Source organism: Chitinophaga sp. YIM B06452 (assembly GCF_039655965.1).
Lineage (GTDB): Bacteria > Bacteroidota > Bacteroidia > Chitinophagales > Chitinophagaceae > Chitinophaga.
Genome location: NZ_JAWLKY010000003.1, coordinates 40,440 through 59,341 on the forward strand (window position 1 = coordinate 40,440; position 18,902 = coordinate 59,341).

At 52.5% G+C, this 18,902-nt stretch carries 15 protein-coding genes; 14 read left to right on the plus strand and 1 reads right to left on the minus strand.

All coding sequences use genetic code 11. The features are described 5' to 3' along the window. Nucleotides 1-3: 3 nt before the first annotated feature. The 8 genes from R3I13_RS17145 to R3I13_RS17180 all read left to right on the plus strand — a co-directional run bounded on the left by R3I13_RS17145 (nucleotide 4) and on the right by R3I13_RS17180 (nucleotide 8,723). Nucleotides 4-1,176, plus strand: coding sequence for a DUF4959 domain-containing protein (locus R3I13_RS17145; protein ID WP_346319179.1), 1,173 nt, complete (start codon nucleotides 4-6; stop codon nucleotides 1,174-1,176). Between the two features lie 24 nt (nucleotides 1,177-1,200). Then, nucleotides 1,201-2,307, plus strand: coding sequence for a DUF4998 domain-containing protein (locus R3I13_RS17150; protein ID WP_346319180.1), 1,107 nt, complete (start codon nucleotides 1,201-1,203; stop codon nucleotides 2,305-2,307). A gap of 648 nt (nucleotides 2,308-2,955) precedes the next feature. Then, nucleotides 2,956-3,774, plus strand: coding sequence for a glycoside hydrolase family 16 protein (locus tag R3I13_RS17155; protein ID WP_346319181.1), 819 nt, complete (start codon nucleotides 2,956-2,958; stop codon nucleotides 3,772-3,774). A 36-nt stretch (nucleotides 3,775-3,810) separates the two neighbouring features. Then, nucleotides 3,811-4,893 carry a Gfo/Idh/MocA family oxidoreductase gene (locus tag R3I13_RS17160; RefSeq protein WP_346319182.1) on the plus strand — a complete coding sequence of 361 codons (1,083 nt, stop codon included), beginning with the start codon at nucleotides 3,811-3,813 and terminating at the stop codon, nucleotides 4,891-4,893. Between the two features lie 21 nt (nucleotides 4,894-4,914). Continuing rightward, nucleotides 4,915-5,649, plus strand: a complete 735-nt coding sequence (locus R3I13_RS17165) for a glucosamine-6-phosphate deaminase (protein ID WP_346319183.1) — start codon at nucleotides 4,915-4,917, stop codon at nucleotides 5,647-5,649. A 1-nt stretch (nucleotide 5,650) separates the two neighbouring features. Next, entirely contained in the window at nucleotides 5,651-6,490 is an 840-nt protein-coding gene (locus tag R3I13_RS17170) for an ROK family protein (RefSeq protein ID WP_346319184.1), read from the plus strand. Between the two features lie 18 nt (nucleotides 6,491-6,508). Then, nucleotides 6,509-8,227 (plus strand): GMC family oxidoreductase, encoded by a 1,719-nt coding sequence (locus R3I13_RS17175; protein WP_346319185.1) that lies wholly within the window; start codon nucleotides 6,509-6,511, stop codon nucleotides 8,225-8,227. Nucleotides 8,228-8,339: 112 nt separating this feature from the next. Further along, nucleotides 8,340-8,723 carry a VOC family protein gene (locus R3I13_RS17180; protein WP_346319186.1) on the plus strand — a complete coding sequence of 128 codons (384 nt, stop codon included), beginning with the start codon at nucleotides 8,340-8,342 and terminating at the stop codon, nucleotides 8,721-8,723. Nucleotides 8,724-8,782: 59 nt separating this feature from the next. Here the strand turns inward: R3I13_RS17180 and R3I13_RS17185 are convergent, their stop codons facing one another. Next, the gene (locus R3I13_RS17185) at nucleotides 8,783-9,685 is read right to left on the minus strand and encodes a DUF6268 family outer membrane beta-barrel protein (RefSeq protein ID WP_346319187.1); all 903 of its coding nucleotides are present in this window, start codon (nucleotides 9,683-9,685) and stop codon (nucleotides 8,783-8,785) included. 281 nt (nucleotides 9,686-9,966) lie between these two features. On the opposite strand from R3I13_RS17185, the gene R3I13_RS17190 reads away from it, so the two are divergent. The 6 genes from R3I13_RS17190 (at nucleotide 9,967) to R3I13_RS17215 (ending at nucleotide 18,885) form a co-directional block, all read left to right on the plus strand. Further along, nucleotides 9,967-10,887 carry a histidine kinase gene (locus R3I13_RS17190; RefSeq protein ID WP_346319188.1) on the plus strand — a complete coding sequence of 307 codons (921 nt, stop codon included), beginning with the start codon at nucleotides 9,967-9,969 and terminating at the stop codon, nucleotides 10,885-10,887. Nucleotide 10,888: 1 nt separating this feature from the next. Further along, complete coding sequence (locus R3I13_RS17195; RefSeq protein WP_346319189.1) at nucleotides 10,889-11,641, plus strand: LytTR family DNA-binding domain-containing protein; 753 nt, start codon at nucleotides 10,889-10,891, stop codon at nucleotides 11,639-11,641. A 157-nt stretch (nucleotides 11,642-11,798) separates the two neighbouring features. Next, a complete protein-coding gene (locus tag R3I13_RS17200) occupies nucleotides 11,799-12,362 on the plus strand; it encodes an RNA polymerase sigma-70 factor (RefSeq protein WP_346319190.1) in 564 nt (187 codons plus the stop codon). Between the two features lie 96 nt (nucleotides 12,363-12,458). Further along, nucleotides 12,459-13,505 carry a FecR domain-containing protein gene (locus tag R3I13_RS17205; RefSeq protein ID WP_346319191.1) on the plus strand — a complete coding sequence of 349 codons (1,047 nt, stop codon included), beginning with the start codon at nucleotides 12,459-12,461 and terminating at the stop codon, nucleotides 13,503-13,505. 294 nt (nucleotides 13,506-13,799) lie between these two features. Next, complete coding sequence (locus tag R3I13_RS17210) at nucleotides 13,800-17,183, plus strand: SusC/RagA family TonB-linked outer membrane protein (RefSeq protein WP_346319192.1); 3,384 nt, start codon at nucleotides 13,800-13,802, stop codon at nucleotides 17,181-17,183. Between the two features lie 22 nt (nucleotides 17,184-17,205). Beyond that, nucleotides 17,206-18,885: a RagB/SusD family nutrient uptake outer membrane protein gene (locus tag R3I13_RS17215; RefSeq protein ID WP_346319193.1), complete on the plus strand. Its 1,680-nt coding sequence runs from the start codon at nucleotides 17,206-17,208 to the stop codon at nucleotides 18,883-18,885. Nucleotides 18,886-18,902 lie beyond the last annotated feature (17 nt).

Here is an 18,902-nt window from a genome sequence, read left to right on the forward strand (position 1 = left end):
GTTATGAAAAAATTGTTTTTGCTGATCATCGTTTTTACAGGTGCGATGCAGGCCTGTACCAAAAAGGTAAATGAACCGATCTCGCCCGCCACCGGCAAACCCGGCCAGGTGACGGAAGTATCGGTAACGAATGTGCCCGGCGGCGCTATGATCACTTACCGCATCCCCAACCAGGCGGAAGTGATCAGCGTAAAGGCCGTGTACACACTGTCTACCGGCAAGCAGTACGAAGCCGTTTCGTCTATGTACAGCAATAAGCTCACCGTGCTCGGCTTCAACGATGAAAATGAACACGAAGTGCTGTTGTATACCATCAACCGCGCCCAGGAACTGTCAGACCCTGTGAAATGTACCATCAAGCCGATGACGTCGCCGCTTAAGCTGGCCGCCGCCACTGTACAGGTCCAGAGCGACTTCGGCGGCGCGCGTTTCAGCTGGACGAATGAGCTTAAATCGCCGCTGGCTTTCGAAATGTACACGCCGGATTCCCTGGGACGTATGGAACTTGTGCGCATCATTAGCTCGCAGGTGCCGGAAGGCATCCAGGCGCTGCGCGGCTATCCGCCGGTGTCGCGAGTGTTCGGCCTCGTGGTGAAAGACAACTTCGGCAATCGCTCGGATACCATCTTCCCGCCGGGCAGGCAGCTCACGCCGCTGTTCGAGGAACGCCTTCCGAAGAACGCCATGCAGATCATGAAGCTGGCCAACGACCAGAACTTCACCAACTGGGAAGGCTCCGACCAAAAGATGATCGACGACGACCTGACCTCCTTCGGCCACTCCCCGTCTTCCTCGCTGCCCGCGCCCTTCACGCTGGACCTTGGCGTAACCGCGAAAGTGAGCCGCATCGTACTTTTCCAGCGCCGGTTCAGCGATAGCTATTATAACTGGGGCAATCCCAGGCAGTTCGACGTTTACGTGAAAACAACCACGCCTTCGCAAAGCGGCGACTGGGGCGAATGGAAGAAGGTCATGGAAACAGAGATCATCAAACCTTCCGGCACCGGCAGTACAGTAACGGACGACGATCTTCGGGCAGGCGAAAACGGGCACGAGTTCACCTTCGATCTTTCGCTGGAACCGGTACGTTATATCCGCATTGTAGTCCGCTCCACCTGGGGGAGCACCACGTTTACCCATCCGGCGGAAATCGACGTGTATGGCGAACGGAAATAAACATCAACCTAAACTGACAAGCATATGAAATATATACAGCATGTTTTCTTGTACCTGTGCCTCCTGGTGGCGCTTGCCTCGTGCGATAAGTTCACCGACGTACACAAGGAATACATACAAGGCGGCGAGATCATTTACGCCGTGAAGCCGGATTCGGTGGTTTTCATCGCCGGGCGGGAAAGGCTGATGATGCGGCTGTGGATGGAAAACGCACAGAACATCAAAGAGGTGATCGTATCCTGGAACGGCGGGCAGGACTCGATGATCCTGCCAATGACATTAAAGCCCGGCAGGGACAGCATCGAGGTACTGCTCAACGGGCTCGAGGAAAAAGCCTACTCCTTCAACATATACGCGATGGATAATTTCGGGCACCGTTCGCTTACCTACACCCAGTTCGGGGCCACTTACGGCGCCACTTACGCCGCTTCCCTCCAGAACCGCCGGATCAAGGCTATCTCGCTGTCGGAAACCGCAGGGTTGATCGAATGGTTTGCACCGGCGGAAGGCATGATCCTCAATGAAGTGAAATTTGTGAACCGGCGCGGGACCGACACCACCGTGCGTTTTTCCGGGGCTTCGTTCAGCGTTGGGATCGACGCTCCCGGCAGCACGGAGTTCCAGTACCGTTCGCTGTACATCCCGCAATCAGAATCGATCGACACCTTTTACACCGCCTGGGGTACGGACAAGCTGCCTGATTTTTATTCGATCGGCCGCGGGGACTGGAAAGTGCTGGAGGTATCTGATGAAACGGCCAGCGATGGCGGCGGCAAAAACACATTGGTGGATGGAGACCTGGGTAGCTACTGGCATTCCAAATGGGATCCAAACACTCCTTCCCCGCACTGGGCTATCATCGACATGGCTACGGTGAAAAACATCTCCTACTTCAGCATTTACAGGCGCCCCGGCAATACGGACGCGAAAACCGTGCAGTTCTTCCTGGGCAACAGCAGCGACCCTAACGGCGCCTGGAGCCTGGCCGGTGAAGGCGTGTTCGGATCCGGCGATATGCTGAATGTCGATAATACGGCCAATGTTACCGGGAGGTACCTGAAAATTTACCTGCCCGACAGCAACCGGCCGCCATTCACCAGCATAGCAGAAATATACGCGTATGGAAAGTAAGATAAACGGATAACCGGCAATCCATGAAGGCAGCTCTTTTACGGGCTGCCTTTATTGTTTGGGACCACCAATGCGGTGATGATACTAAAAAAGACCGGCTGCAATTGCCGGTCTTTTGCTGTAGGGGCAGGAGTCGAACCTGCACGGAGCGGTTAGCTGACAGCATAATAAATTGAATGGTCGGTTGATCATGCTGCAGTTTATCCTGTTATCTCCACCCCCGGGACAAGAGGGCATGTCTGCCAGTTTCATCACCCCACAGTATCTGTTTGATGGTGGTGCAAATTACATCATGATGCGGAGAATAAGTAACAGGTGTAACGATAACGGGTATATTTTGAAACCGTCGAATAACGGCCATGATCCCGGGTTTTATTTTTAATCTAACCGATTGTATTTTCCCGTTGGTTAGAAATCAACTAACCCATAGATTTAGTGTGTTTTGCGGGGAGGGCCGGAATATTCCGCAGCGGTGAAATTCCCTTACTTGATAAATTGAGTTCCGCCGATTTTCTTAAATTGTGAAACGGCGGCGTGCGCCTGGAAACAGGTATGCGGGACCAGCGGTGGCCCTGCGGGCTGAGGATACGTCAACAAAAGAGGGATTTTCCGTCCTTTTTCTACATATTTCACCCAAATTGAAAAAAGATGAGCATCAACAAAATATGCAGCGTTGGGCTATGCCTGGCAGTAAGCCTGTTCGTAAACAGCGCTTCCGCGCAGTCCGTGAAAAGGCACACGAAATGGAAGCTGGCGTGGAGCGACGAATTTAACTATCAAGGTTTGCCGGACAGCACGAAATGGGGCTATGAAACCGGCCGTTCGGGCTGGGGCAACAATGAGCTGCAAATGTATACGGCTGCAGACACGCGCAATGCGAAGGTGGAAAACGGGTCGCTGTATATTACGGCGAGGAATGACGGGAGCGGGCAGGAGAAATATTCATCTGCACGACTGGTCACCAAAAACAAAGGCGACTGGCGGTACGGGAAACTGGAGGTAAGGGCGATGCTTCCCAAGGGAAGAGGGCTCTGGCCGGCCATCTGGATGTTGCCGACCGATAATGAATACGGCGGATGGCCGGACAGCGGGGAGATAGACGTGATGGAACATGTGGGTTATAATAAAGACACCATTTTCGGGAGCCTGCACAGCAAATCCTATAACCACATCATCGGCACCCAAAAAACAAAAGGCGTTTTTATCCGGCAGCCATACGATAAGTTCCATGTATACACAGTTGAATGGACTCCCGAAAGCATCACTTTCCTGCTGGACGGCAAGGTGTACTACGCCGTGGAAAACGAGCACCGCACCTCAGCCGAATGGCCGTTCGACCGACGGTTCTTTTTGCTGCTGAACGTTGCCATCGGCGGCAACTGGGGCGGAAAGGAAGGGATCGACGAATCGGTGTTCCCTGCAGCCATGCGGGTAGATTACGTACGGATGTACGCTTACGCTGAATAATAGTTTGCATATTTAAAATTTCACGATAATAAACATATGAAACGAGCAAAAGTCGCCATTTTAGGAGCAGGGTTTATCGCCGATATACACCTTGAAAGTTACACGCGTTATGTGCCGGAAGCCGAGGTGGTAGCCGTATACACGAGAGACGCGGAAAAAGCGAAAGCTTTTGCTGAAAAGCATCATATCCCGCATCATTATTCCTCCCTTGATGATCTGTTCAGCAGCGCCGAGTTTGATGTGGTGGATATTTGTCTTCCCAATTTCCTCCATAAGGACGCAACGTTGAAAGCGGCAGCCGCGGGCAAACATATCATTATAGAAAAGCCGCTGGCCGTTACTTTGGAAGAAGCGGATGAAATGATAGCCGCCTGTGAAAAAGCCGGTGTGAAACTGATGTATGCGGAAGAGCTTTGTTTTGCCCCTAAGTACGAGCGTGCCCGGAAACTGGTGGAGGAAGGCGGCGTGGGAGAAGTATACATGTTGAAACAATCCGAAAAACATTCAGGCCCGCATTCCGATTGGTTTTACGACGTGAACCTTTCCGGCGGCGGCGTACTGATGGACATGGGCTGCCACGGCATAGCCTGGTTCCGGTGGATGCTGAAAAACGCAAAGGCGGTAAATGTGAGCGCCTCCATGAAAACCGTGCTGCACAAGGGCCGGACGAAAGGAGAGGACGTCTCCATCGTTACGGTTGAGTTTGAGAACGGCGTGATCGGGCTGGTGGAGAACTCCTGGGCAAAACAAGGGGGAATGGATGACGTCAGCGAAATATACGGGATAGACGGGGTGGCGTATGCAGACCTGTTCAGGGGCAACTCCGTGCTGGCCTACAGCAGGAACGGGTATGGCTACGCCATGGAAAAAACAGACACCACCGTGGGCTGGAGCTTTTGTGTGTTCGAGGAAGCGTTTAACCAGGGCTATCCACAGGAACTGAAGCACTTCATTGATTGCGTGCTGCACGATAAAGAGCCGCTGGTGACCGGTAAAGACGGCCGCGCGGTGCTGGAGATCATTTACGCCGCTTACGCTTCCGCAGGGCAGGGCCGGAAGATCGATCTCCCATTTCATCAACGGGTTAACAAGCCGATCGATCTCTGGCTGAAACCATAATGCGCCAACACGAGATTTTTTATGGAAATAATATTTTGCGATTCATACGACGCACTGTCGGAAATGGTGGCCGCGGAAGTGGCCCGGCTGGCATCAGCGTCTCCTAAGCCATTGATCTGTCCCGCTTCCGGCGATACGCCGGCCGGCCTGTACCGCGAGCTGGTAAAACAATCAGGCGAACGCCAGGTGGACGTAAGCGGCTGGCGCTTCGTGGGGCTGGACGAATGGGTGGGACTGAACGGCGAAGACGAAGGCAGCTGCCGGTATTCCATCAATGCGGAGCTTTTCCACCCGCTGGATGTTCAGCCCAACCACATTTTTTTCTTCGACGGGAAAGCGCAGGACCTGGAAAATGAATGCCGGATGGCGGAAGCGTTTATCAAAACGCATAACGGGATAGACGTTGCCATACTGGGCCTGGGCATGAACGGCCACATTGCCATGAATGAGCCCTGGTGCGAACCTCAGGGCAGGGCGCAGGTAGTACCGCTGCACCCTGTCACGAAAGAAGTAGGGCAGAAGTATTTCAGCCAGCCCCGCGAACTGAACGAGGGAATTACGCTGGGGATGGGCACCCTGATGGAGAGCAAACATATTATCCTGATGGTAAGCGGGGAACACAAGGCCGGCATCGTGAAGAGGCTGCTGGAAGGACCTGTTACCAATGAACTGCCGGGCAGCCTGCTGCTGCGGCATCCATCTGTTAAGATATTTTTAGACGCCGGTGCGGCCAGCCAATTATCGAAAAATACCTGATATGAAAAAAGCAAGGATCATCGGGGTGGACCTGGGCGGCACGAACCTGCGCGCCGCGATCGTGCAGGAAGGCGCTGCCGGGAAGATCGGATCACGGCCGCTGGCGGCGCAGCAGGACAAAGAAGAAGTACTGGCGCAGATCTTCGATTCGATCAACCGTTTTTTTGATAAGGACGTAGCTGCGATCGGGATAGGCGTGCCCGGGCTGGTGGACCCCGTTTCAAAGACGGTGTACGACGTTGTAAACGTTCCCGCGCTGAACGGCCTGCATCTGCAATCCATACTGGAACGGCGTTACGGCGTGCCGGTGAAAGCGGAAAATGACGCGAATTGTTTTGCACTGGGAGAGTTTCACTCCGGGAACCGGCAGCATGCCGGATCGCTGATCGGGCTGGCCATCGGCACCGGTTTGGGAGCGGGCATCGTCCTGGATGGAAAGCTGTACAGCGGCAGGCATGGCGGTGCAGGGGAGTTTGGTATGATGAAGTACCTGGACAGGAATATCGAGTACTATGTGAGCGGGCGTTTTTTTGAACATGTGTTCGGGGTGGCTGGGGAAACTGCATACGCCGAAGCCATCGCCGGGAATGTGAAAGCGGTCGGGATGTATGAAACATTCGGCCGGCATTTGGGAGAAGCCATCAAAATGATCCTGTACGCGCTGGATATATCGTGCATCGTAATCGGCGGTTCTCTTAGAGCCGCTTTTCCCCTATACGAAAAAAGCATGTGGGAAACAGTGAATAGCTTTGAATACGCCAGGGCCCTGGCCAACCTGGAGATAACGCCCTCCGTGCTGGACAACGGGAATATATTGGGAGCGGCAGCATTACATTTTTAACCAGTAAGCCATCTTTTTATGAACAGGAGCATTGACAATTCTGTTGACCAGGAAGAAACAACCACCTTCGACGCGATCGTGGTAGGCAGCGGTATCAGCGGCGGCTGGGCGGCCAAGGAGCTGTGCGAAAAAGGGTTGAAGACGCTGGTGCTGGAGCGCGGGCGGAACGTGGAGCATATTAAAGATTATACCACCGCCAATACGCCCATATGGGATTTTAAATACCACGGGGCAGTGCCGAAAGAAGTTTTGGACGCAAACCCGGTCATCAGCAGGGCCGCGGGTTATAATGATACCACCGCTCATTTTTTCATTAAAGATGCGGATCATCCTTATGTGCAGGAAAAACCATTCGCATGGATACGCGGCTACCAGGTGGGCGGAAAATCGCTGACCTGGGGAAGGGCCTGCGCCAGGTGGAGCGAGATGGATTTCACCGCGCCTCACCGCTATGGCTACGGCATTGAATGGCCCATTGGTTACGATGATGTGGCACCCTGGTACAGTCATGTCGAAAAGTTTATCGGCGTTTGCGGAACCAGGGATGGCATAGATACCATGCCTGATGGTGAGTTTCAGCCGGCGTTTGAACTGAATTGCATAGAGCAGCATCTGAAAGATGTGATAGCTGAAAAATTCAACCGCCATTATGTATCCGGCAGATGGGCGCAGGTAACGCAGCCCGCGGAAGTGCAGAAGCAACTGCACCGCCAGTGCCTCAGCCGCAACCTTTGCATGCGGGGATGCCCGGTAGGAGGGTATTTCAGCTCAAACGCCGCCACATTGCCCTGGGCCAAACAAACAGGCAACCTGACCATCCGCCCGCACTCCGTGGTGCATTCGGTGATCTACGACGAGGCCACAGGCAAAGCATCAGGTGTGAAAGTGATAGATGCTGAATCAAAGAAAGAGACCGTGTTCCGGGCAAAGATCATTTTCCTGAATGCTTCCGCGTTAAATACCAACCTGATCCTGCTGAACTCCACCTCCGCCCGCTTTCCAAACGGATTGGGGAACGACAACGGCTTGCTGGGAAAATATATTTGCTTTCATAATTACCGTGCCGGGATGAGCGGGGAATTTGATGGTTTTGACGACAGTTATTACAAGGTGTCGAAGCCGTCGGAATGCATTATGCCGAATTTCAGGAATGTATACAAACGTGATACGGATTTTGTAGGCGGTTATGTTATATTCAGCGGCGGGTACAGGAGCCGCGTGAGCGAAGAAAGCCTGCCACAGGCGATCGGCGCTGAATTTAAGGAAGCCATGAGCAGGCCGGGAAAATGGGGTGCTTACATGTACATGCAGGGCGAAACGATCCCCAAGGAAAGCAACCACGTACGGTTGAGCAAAGATCAAAAAGACCAGTGGGGCATTCCTTTATTGATCACCTCCGTTGATTACGACGACAACGACGACCGCATGGTGAAGGATTTTATAGAACAGGGCCAAGCGATGCTGACCGCCGCGGGCGCCAAAAATATCTCCGTTACAGACAACCATCAGCCGCCCGGGCTGGATATTCATGAAATGGGCGGGGTGCGCATGGGAAAAGATCCTTCCACTTCACTATTGAACGAATGGAACCAGCTGCATCTCTGTAAAAATGTATTTGTGACCGACGGCGCGTGTATGACCAGCACCGGCAACCAAAGCCCGTCTATCCTCTACATGGCGCTCACAGCCAGGGCGGTGAATTACGCGGTGTCGCAGGTGAAAGCAGGGCAACTGTAGCTGTTACCCGGGGATGGCGGAAACAACCCCCGAAGATTTCACAAATAGCCACCTTGTTTGATAAGCCTGCGGGCTATCTTTGAAAAAAGATATCACCACAAAACCGTAGTTTATGAAAACAAAGATCTGGGCCAATTTCAGTGTGCAGGATTTAGACCGCACCACTAAATTCTATAAACAACTCGGGTTTAAACCGAACGGTGCATCAGACCAGCTGACCAGCTTTTTCTTTGGAGAGGAAGACTTTATTATCCATTTCTTTTTAAAAGATATACTTGAACCCGCCATGAAGGGGCCAATCACTGATGAAAAAGCAGGGAACGAAATTATTTTCACGCTTTCAGCCGAGACCAGGGAAGAGGTGGATAACTGGGAAAAAGAAGTGCGGAAGGCCGGGGGAACGGTCGTTTCCATGCCGGAAGAGTTTGGGAAGGGTTATTACGGTTTCGTATTTGCCGATCCTGACGGCCATAAGTTCAATGTATTCCAGATGTAGCATTATAAATATTTCTGCAAAAAGATAACCTGCACCACCTAAGGCGGCGCAGGCTTCTTTTAAAAATTAACCTGTAAACCTACCGATGCATAAGGCGCTGCCCGGAAATTGTATCCTCCGTCCTGGAATATGCTTTTCAGTTTCCTGTCCATCATTTTTGCCGGGCGTGTCGCGCTGAGGCCAACTGTAATGGGTATCGATACCCTTTTGCCGATCTTTATCTCCGGGCGAAAACCTGTTACCAGGTATTGATGCGAGAATATTTTATCTTTCCCGTCCTGCTCCAGCAGCGCCATTTGCCCATTCATTTCGGCTACCAGGCTCAGGCGCAGGTTCTTATGCGCATTATATTCCACCGCCACTTCCAGGCCTTTCATTGCTTCCACCTTCACGGCATATTTGCCGTTTGTTTTCCAGTTCAGGTATAGGGCCGGGAACAACATAGGGTAACCAAAGGAATTATTGACGGCAAGGCCGCCGCCCAGTTCCAGGTTGGGTTTCAGGTGATAAATGAAAACAGCTCCAACGCCTCCCAGCGCATTTTTGAAGCTTACCTGGGAAAGCCTGGTGCCTGGCATATAGATGCCGCCACCGATAGTGGCCATCAGCGACCACCTGTCGTTCAAAGGCCTCAGATGGCTAAGGCTTATACCCATATTCATGATCTCGTCAATCACCAAGGGCTCGGTAAAATTCTTATTGTCGAGTTTGGCATATGCGAAGCCTACATTGACGGCCCACAGGGTAGGGCGGTTGTTCTCATTCATTTTTACTGATAACGGAATGTTAACGCCGCCCTGGTAGACCATTGCAGAACCCTCGCTGTTTCCCACCCTTTCGCTCCTGTCGCCTTCCGTTTTACGATAGCCCGATCTCCCGAAATATTCAGTTTTAAACATCACCTGCGCGTTTATATTTGAATATCCAAAGACCATCATTGCAAAAAATACTAACTTCTTCATCCTGGCATTTTTAATTGAAAATTTGAGATTTTATTGCCAAAGGTTTCTTTTTGAGGTATCCTGCGGAAATCTTTTTGACGAATCATAGCGTTGCCTTTGACGAATGGCCGTTCATTTGTCATGTTTAACCTTTAACTTTAACAATACGGAACATTATGAAATGATGACGGGATATGCTGATAAAAATAAATAACCGGATAAAAGAGAATTATACTATCCTTGCATGCTGGACAGTGTTGTTTTTTGCCCTGTGGCTGCAGGTTATACCGGATACGGGGTCTTTGGCCGAAGCAACCTTATATCCTGTTCTGTCGCTCCTTACCGCGTTTCCCATTACCACCTATCTCAGCGAAACTTTGCTGCAAAAAGCCATCAGGAAAAAGACGGTTATGATCTTTATCCTCCAGTTCCTGGCTTGTTCCATCCTGGTTGCGATGGTGCGTTATTGTTATTTGCATCTTTTTGCCTTTTTAGAGCAGGAAGGCGTTTTCCCACCTTCGGTATATTTTAACATCAATACGCCGGCTTATTATTTGTTTATATTGATCCCATCAGGCGTTGCGATAAACCTGTGCGTCTGCGGAGTCCGGTTCTTCGAGGAGAATATAAAGCTGAAGAGGACGCTGGTCGAATACCAGTTGCGTACGCTGCAACACCAGGTTACCCCGCATTTTATGTTCAACGTGTTGAATCATATCCATGTTTTAATGCAAACCGATGTGGGATTAGCCTCCGACCTGCTCATAAAGTATTCCGACATTTTGCGCTACCAGCTTTATAACGGAGACAGGCAGCATGTAACATTGGGCCAGGATATTCAATTCCTGAAAGATTTTATCGCGGTGGAAGAAGTACGCTGGGAAGGCAAAATAACGGTTTCCTCTTCCTGGAAAATGAAGGATCCCAAGAAGGAGATACCCGCGCTGCTTTTTATTTCTTTCATCGAAAACGCATTTAAACACGTTTCGAAATCCGAGCTTGAAAAAGGATATATCCATATCAATTTTGAACAAACGGATGATGCAATTTGCTTTCATGTGGAAAATTCAAGATCTGCATTACCTGTAAAAAGAAGCAATAAAGGGGGCGTCGGTCTCAGGAATATAAAAGAGCGGCTGGAAATATTATACTTCGGGAAATATGATCTCTCCGTGGACGAAACTGACCGTGTTTATAAGACAAAACTTATCATACAGCTATAAAATGGCAGAACTGGTATCAAAACAGCGCACACCATCCAGGATCAGGTGCCTGGTAGTGGACGATGAGTCCATTGCCATAAAGGGGATCGTCAATTATATTGAAAAACTGGATTTCCTTGAGGCCACGGCCTGCTGTTCTTCCGCACTGGAAGCTGCGGAGATACTAAGGAAGAACGAGATAGACCTGATGTTCCTGGATATCAATATGCCTTACCTTACAGGATTGGAGTTCTTAGAATCGCTCAAAAAACCTCCTTTAACTATTATAACAACCGCCTATTCCGAATACGCGATCGAAGGGTTCAGGCTTCATGTTGTGGATTATTTGCTGAAACCGATCGCTTTCCAGCGTTTCTTCCAGGCGGCATCCAAGGCGCAGGCCTTGTTCCGTTCACAACTGGTACTGAAAGATGGCCAGGAGGGCGCCATACCTGATATGTATGTCAGGCAGGGAGACGCTTTCCTCCGGATAGAGTGGGAAGATATCCTTTATGCGGAAGGAATGCAGAATTACGTGAAGCTGTATTTTTCGGATAAGGTGCTGACCATTCATCAAACCATGGCTTCACTGGAGGAAATGTTGCCCGGGAATCATTTTTTTCGGATACACCGGTCGTATCTCATCAATATAGCGCATATCCATAAAATTTCGGGAGGGCAGGTGATCGTCAATGGCGCCAGCCTGCCTATCGCAAAGCCCAAACGGCAGGACCTGCTGAATGCCGTGGTGTATAAGAACCTGATCAGTAAATAAAACTAATTTCTTGTATGTACCTGGAGCCGCCGGAAATTGTAAAGAAACGCGGGAAATGTGAATTTTGCGTATCTCTTGGTGAAAATAAGCCCAGTCCGGGTGTCTTTTTTAACCGGACTAATGCCTAGATTTGACATTACAGGCACTACGGGTTTACATGGATATCGCATTACTACAGCAACAGGTTGCCGTTTACCGGAATGAAGAAGCATACAAACAGTTGTTCCTTCACTTCTACAAAGGTCTCGTGCGCTTTGCCGATACGTATGTACGGCAGGGCGAAGTGGCTGAAGAACTGGTGTCCGACGCTATCCTGAAGGTATGGACCATGAAAGAGGACCTGCTGAACATCCACAACCTGAAAGTTTATCTTTTCAAAGCCGTCAAAAATGCCGCGATCAATTACCTGGTGAAAAGCAGGAATTACATCACCTGCGACATCGACAATATAGCCCCCGCTTCATTTGTTTCCTATCTTACCCCGGAAGATATCTGCATCAGCCGGGAGCTGAAGAACGACTTTGCCAAAGCCATTTCCCAGTTGCCTCCCAAATGCCAGATGGCCTACAAGCTGGTAAGGGAGGAGAAATTCAGCTATAAAGAAGTGGCCGCCGTTATGGAGATATCCGAAAACACGGTAGACCGCCACCTGAATATTGCCATGCGCCGCCTGGCGGATGTGTTTAAAACCTACCGCAGCAGTTCCGCTGAAAAATCCTGAAAAAAATTGTAAAAAGGATTGGGGAGTTTGCCCCTGGATCTTGTCTTATTAGCAATTACCCATTGTTAAATGCAGGAGGACCGATTTTATCACTTAATGGGCCGGATCTTATCCGGCAGCGCCAGCGAACCTGAAGCAGCCGAGCTGCGGCAGCTGATCGCGGAGGACGAGGGGCTGCGCCTTTTGTATTGGCAGATGGTACCCGGAACGGCGGAACAAGAGGAAGAAGAACAATCCGATGCCCTGCAGGCCTACGCCACCCACTTCGCTAAAATGCAGATTGCCGGGCTGATGGAAGAGGCGGGAACGCCCGCCACTGCGCCCCGGAGGTTTCGTAAAGCGATGGCTGTGGCGGCTTTCCTGCTCGTGCTGGCCTGTGCGGGAGGCTGGTGGTATTGGGCTGCCCTACGCGCCCAAAAGCACGAAGCCACGGCCCAGGAAGTGAAAACGCCGAAAGGATCACAGTCTTATTTCACCCTGGCAGACGGCACGGAAGTATGGATGAACTCCAACAGCAAGATCACCTATGGCGAGGACTTCAACCATTCTTCCCGGACGGTGCGGCTCACCGGCGAGGCTTATTTTAAAGTGGCGAAGGATGAGGACATGCCTTTTATCATCGAGGCGGGCGGGCTGAAAGTGAAAGTGCTCGGCACTGTATTCAATATCAGGTCCTACCCGGATGAGCAGAACACAGAAACCACGCTGGTAAGCGGTTCCGTGGCGATTACACTTACGGACCAGCCGGGCAACACGATCCAGCTGAAGCCCGGTGAAAAGCTGGCCGTGCGCAACCGCATCAGCAAAGTATACCGGGCGCCGCACAACCCGGACAGCCTGGAGGCGCAGCAGGTACCGATCCTGACGCTCAGCAAAATGCGCATGGACCCGCTGGACGGCACCCTGCTGGATGCGGGATGGAAAGAAGGCAAACTGGTCTTTGACGGGGACAACTTCGGGAAAGTGGCTTCCAAACTGGAAAAATGGTACAACGTCACCGTGGTGGTGGAAAACGACGCCCTGTACAACGCCAGTTTTACCGGCGTTTTTGAAAAAAAATCACTGGCAGATGTATTGAACGCACTGCAGGCTACAGAAAAATTGACATACAGCCAGGACAATGATACGGTGTATGTTCGCTGATACTAAGTTTCGCTAAACAATTCCGCTAACAATGAACACAAAAATTTCGCGTAACAAACTTTCACGTTAACGTATTCAATATGGAATAAAAAGCAATCACAATCAACTGAAATCAAAAAAGAAGGAGAATGCTTGCGACATTCTCCATTCTTAGGAAATGCAAGGCTTCCCCGTTAAATCAGGGAAAGGGAAGCCTATTTTTCAAAACCTAACATCAAAAGTATGAAAAAAATCAGATTGGGTCCGGGTACGAGCCCCGGTCGTCCTCTCGTGCCAATTATCAAGCTATTGTTCATGATGAAATTGACCGCCATTATCATTTGTATGTGCTCCATACAATCCTTTGCGCTATCAGGCTACGCGCAGGAAAGGGTGACGCTGAACATGAAACAGACTTCCCTCCGGAAAGTGTTAAAAGCCATCGAGAAGCAGATCCCGGTGCATTTCGTGTACAACGACGAAATGCTGCAGGGCCTTGCGCCGGTAGACGTTGAGGTGAAAGACAAAACCTGGACGGAAACGCTGCGGCTGGTACTGAAAGACACCAAACTGGATTATAGGACCATCGCCGGCAACCTCGTGGTGATAGCTCCTGCGGGAAGCAAGCCCAATGCCGTGCAGGCCGTCGTGGCCCACGGCAAAGTGACCGACAGTCAGCAGCAGCCCCTCATCGGCGTGACCATCTGGGAAAAAGGCACCACCAACGGCACCATCACCAAGGAAGACGGTTCGTTTTCCCTCACTGTAAAAAGCGACACGGCCACGCTGATGTTTAAGTTCATAGGCTATGTATCCATAGAAAGGCGCGTTACTTCCGCCGCTATGAACATCGTGCTGGAAGAAGGCAATACCGCGCTGAACGAAGTGGTGGTGGTGGGTTACGGTACCCAGAAAGCCGCGAACCTCACCGGCGCCGTGGCCACCGTAAACGCCAAGACCCTCGAAAGCCGCCCGCTGGTGAACCTGGCGCAGGGCCTGCAGGGCACCATGCCCGGCCTGCGAGTGAACCTGAGCACCGGCGCTCCCGGGCAGGGCGCTTCCTTCAACATCAGGGGAGACAACCCGCTGGGCACCACCGGCAGCGCCGCCCCGCTCGTGCTGGTAGACGGCGTGGTGATGGACCCGAACCTCATCAACCCCGACGACGTGGAAAGCGTGACCATGCTGAAAGACGCGGCTTCCGCTGCCATTTACGGCGGCCGCGCGGCTTACGGCGTACTGCTCATCACCACCAAAAGCGGGAAGTCCGGGAAGATCAATATCAGCTATTCCGGCAATTACACCCTTTCCCGGCCCACCCGCCTGCCCGAATACATGAACGGCTCCCAATACATCAATATGTTCCGCGACGCCGCCCGCAGGGCCGGCGGCAACAGTTACAATTACACCGACCAGGATTCCATCCTGGCCGCGAAATACGCCGCCGATCCCGCCAACAACCCGGATGTGTACGTAGACCCTGACAGACCCAACCGCTACCGCTACGTAGGCAATACCGACTGGATAGACGTGCTGTATCCCGGGTGGCAACCGCAGCAGCAGCACAACATCTCCCTTTCCGGCGGCGAAGGTAAGACCACCTATGCCGCCAGCATGGGGTATCTCAACCAGGAAGGCCTGCTGAAGGAAGCAGACCAGCAATACAAACGTTACAACGCCAGCCTCCGCCTTACCAATAAGACCACGGATTGGCTGGAGCTCAACTTCAAGGCAAGCCTGAACCGCACCACGCTGAACACGCCCAACGGCACGCAGTTCGTGAACGACAATATCTCCAACTGGTCTTTCATCCCCACCGACCTCACCCCGCTGATGCCCGTGTATCACCCTGACGGCAACTTCTCCGGCCAGGGCAACTACACCAATATGATCGCCGTGATGAAACAGAACGGCCGGTATAAATACGATATCAATGACGTATGGCTCACCGGCGGCTTTGTACTGAAGCCCCTGAAGAACGTGCGCTGGGTAACGGATTATACCTGGAACGGGTATTTCAAAAATACCAGCCAGCACTATAAAGCATTCAGCGAATACGGCGTGGACGGCGCGCTGCTGGGTACCTATCCCTGGACCACTCCCAGCCGCCTGACCCAGGCCAGCGCAAGCGACTATTATTACGCGTTGAACTCATACCTGCAGTACGAAAACACCTTCGGCGGGAAACATTACCTGAAAGCCATGATCGGCTACAACGAAGAGCTGAAGCAGAACAGGAACTTCAACGTAACCGCCCGTAACCTGGTAGACCCGACCCTGCCGAGCCTGGTGCCGAACAACGACAAGAGCCCGATCCTCGGCGCCGCGCAGAATGAATGGGCGGTAAGCGGTTCCTTCTTCCGCCTCAACTACATCTATGCGGATAAATACCTGCTGGAAGTGAATGGCCGCTACGACGGCACTTCCCGGTTCCAGCGGGGCAACCGTTACCTGTTCGCGCCCTCTGTTTCAGCAGGCTGGCGCGTTTCGCAGGAAAGGTTCTTCGCCGGCATTTCCGATATCGTAAACGACCTGAAGATCAGGGCTTCTTACGGAACGCTGGGCAACCAGGCCACGCAGCAGCCTTACCCCTACATCGCCACGATGCCGATCGGGCAGACGGGGTATGTGTTTGACGATAACCTGACCAGCCCTTACGTTGGCGCAGCCGGGCTCGTATCTCCCGATTTTACCTGGGAAAAAGTAAGTACCATCGACGGCGGTCTGGACGCATCCTTCCTGAAGAACAGGCTCGGCCTCGTGTTTGATTACTACGTGAGGACCGTAAAAGACATCATCCAGTCCGGCGCCGCGCGGCCCGGCATCCTGGGCGCAACGCCGCCCACGGCGAACTCTGCCGACATCCGCACCAAAGGATGGGAGCTGAACCTGACCTGGAGCGAGCGGCTGAACAAGGATTTCAGCTACAACGTAGCTTTCAACCTTGCAGACGCTACCACTGAAGTGACCCGCTACGATCTGAATCCCAAAGGGCTGATCAATACTTATTACGAAGGATTAACCCTTGGCGATATCTGGGGGTACACCACCGCCGGATTTTTCCAGTCTGCGGAAGAAGTGGCCAAATCCCCGTCCCAGAAAAACCTTTACGGCGGCGCATGGCTGCCCGGAGACATCCGCTACACCGATCTGAACGGCGACGGTATTATTTCCGTGGGCGACAACAGTATCTACAATCCCGGAGACCAGCGCGTGATCGGCAACAGCACGCCGCGTTACCTTTTCGGGCTGAACCTGGGCGCGGAATATAAAGGATTCGACGCCACGGTGTTCATACAGGGTACAGGCAAACGCGATTATATGCTCGGCGGCACTTATTTCTGGGGTTTTACCAGCGAGTGGGACGTGCCCCTGAAATATCACCTGGACACCTGGACGCCCGAGAACAGGGATGCCTATTATCCCGTGAACAAGATCGCTGCATCGTATAACCAGCAAACCCAGACCAAATACCTGCAGAACGCCGCTTATGCGCGCCTCAAACAGGCGACCATCGGGTATTCCCTTCCGCAGTCGCTCCTTTCCAGGGCGAAGATCAGCCGCGTCAGAGTATATATCACCGGCCAGAACCTGTTCGAGGTCACCGACCTGCATAAGGCCTTCGATCCGGAGCTGCTGGGTGTTCAGACGTACCCGCTGAGCCGCAGCTGGTCATTTGGTCTGCAGGTTGGTTTGTAATGCTGAATTAAAAATTGAAAACATGACAAGGAAACACACTTTATATATATGCACGCTCTTCCTGTTGCTGGCCGCCTGTAAAAAGGAGGACTTCCTGGACAGGTTCCCGCAGGACGCTATCAGCGAGCCCACGTTCTTCAAAAATGAGAACGACCTGAAACTGTATCTCAACCAATTCTACGACGCATTGCCCGTACAGCGCGGCAACAGCGAAGCCAATTCCGACAACTTCGCGCAGAGCTCCCGCGATGTGTTCCTGGCCGGCGAATACGTAGTGCCTGCCACAGACGACAACTGGAACTACACCGGTTGGTCAGGCATCCGCAATGTGAACTACTTCCTGCAGCGGTACGAACGCGCGCAGATGGACGGCACCGTAAAGAATTACTATGCCGCCGAAGCCCGCTTCTTCCGCGCGCTTTTTTACTGGAATAAAGTAAAACGTTTCGGCGCAGTGCCCTGGCTTTCACAGGACCTTACCGATACTTCCTCCGCCATCCTCTACGGTCCGCGCCAGCCGCGCAAGCAGGTGATGGACTCTGTGCTGGCAGACCTCAACTTCGCCGTGGCCAATGCCGCCGACGGCGACAACCAGCAATTCAGGGGAAGGATCACCAAAGACGTGGCCAATGCCCTGAAAGCCAGGATCTGCCTCTGGGAAGGCACTTTCCGGAAATACCATGCGCTGGGCGATGAAACGAATTACCTGCGCGCCGCCGCCGATGCCGCCGAAGCCGTGATGAACACCGGCCGTTACGCCATCTGGAAAACCGGCAACCCGGCGAAAGATTATTATAACCTGTTCATCCAGGAAGAGCTGAGAGGCAACTCCGAGGCCATCCTGGCGCGCCGTTATATCAAGGACGTGAGCATGCACAACCTCACCCGCCAGATATCCGACATATGGCCGGCGCTCACCAAAGATTTCGTGCGTTCCTTCCTGGACAAGAACGGCCTGCCCACGGCGCTGAGCCCGTTATACAAGGGAGATGAAACGCTGGATGATGAAATGGTGGACCGCGATCCCCGTTTCAGGCAGATCATTGCCACGCGGGGCTTTGTAGTGACCACCAACCCCGGCGGCGTGAACGACGTGGTGACGCTGCCGCGTATTCCCGGCGTGGTGACGGGCTATGCCGCGGTGAAGAACTACAGCCCCGACCTCGCACAGTGGAATGCCAACCAATCCACGCTCGACCTTTTCATTTTCCGTTACGCGGAAACGCTGCTGATATTCGCGGAGGCCAAAGCCGAGCTGGGCGAAGCAAGCCAGGCGGTGATAGACAGGACGGTGAACGAGATCCGCTCCCGCGTGGGCATGGCGCCGATGACGATTGCCACGCTGGTGAGAGACCCGCAATCCAAATTCCCGGGTATTCCTTTGCTGCTGGATGAGATCAGGAGGGAAAGAAGGATCGAGCTGGTGGGAGACGGTTTCCGTTTCGACGACCTGCTGCGCTGGAAAGCCGGCGCGCTCATCAACAACCCGGAAACGATACTGGGCATGAAGCTCACGCCCGCATTGCGCGCGCAATACCCGGCCAACCAGGTGAGCAATGTGATCGTGAACGGAAATTTCTACATCCGCGTTTACAACAACATCACTTCCCGTACCTGGAACGACAGGATGTACCTGTACCCGCTGCCCACGAACGAATTAACGCTGAATCCGGCACTGCTTCCGCAGAATCCTAACTGGTAAGGGCACCGGTTTTATCA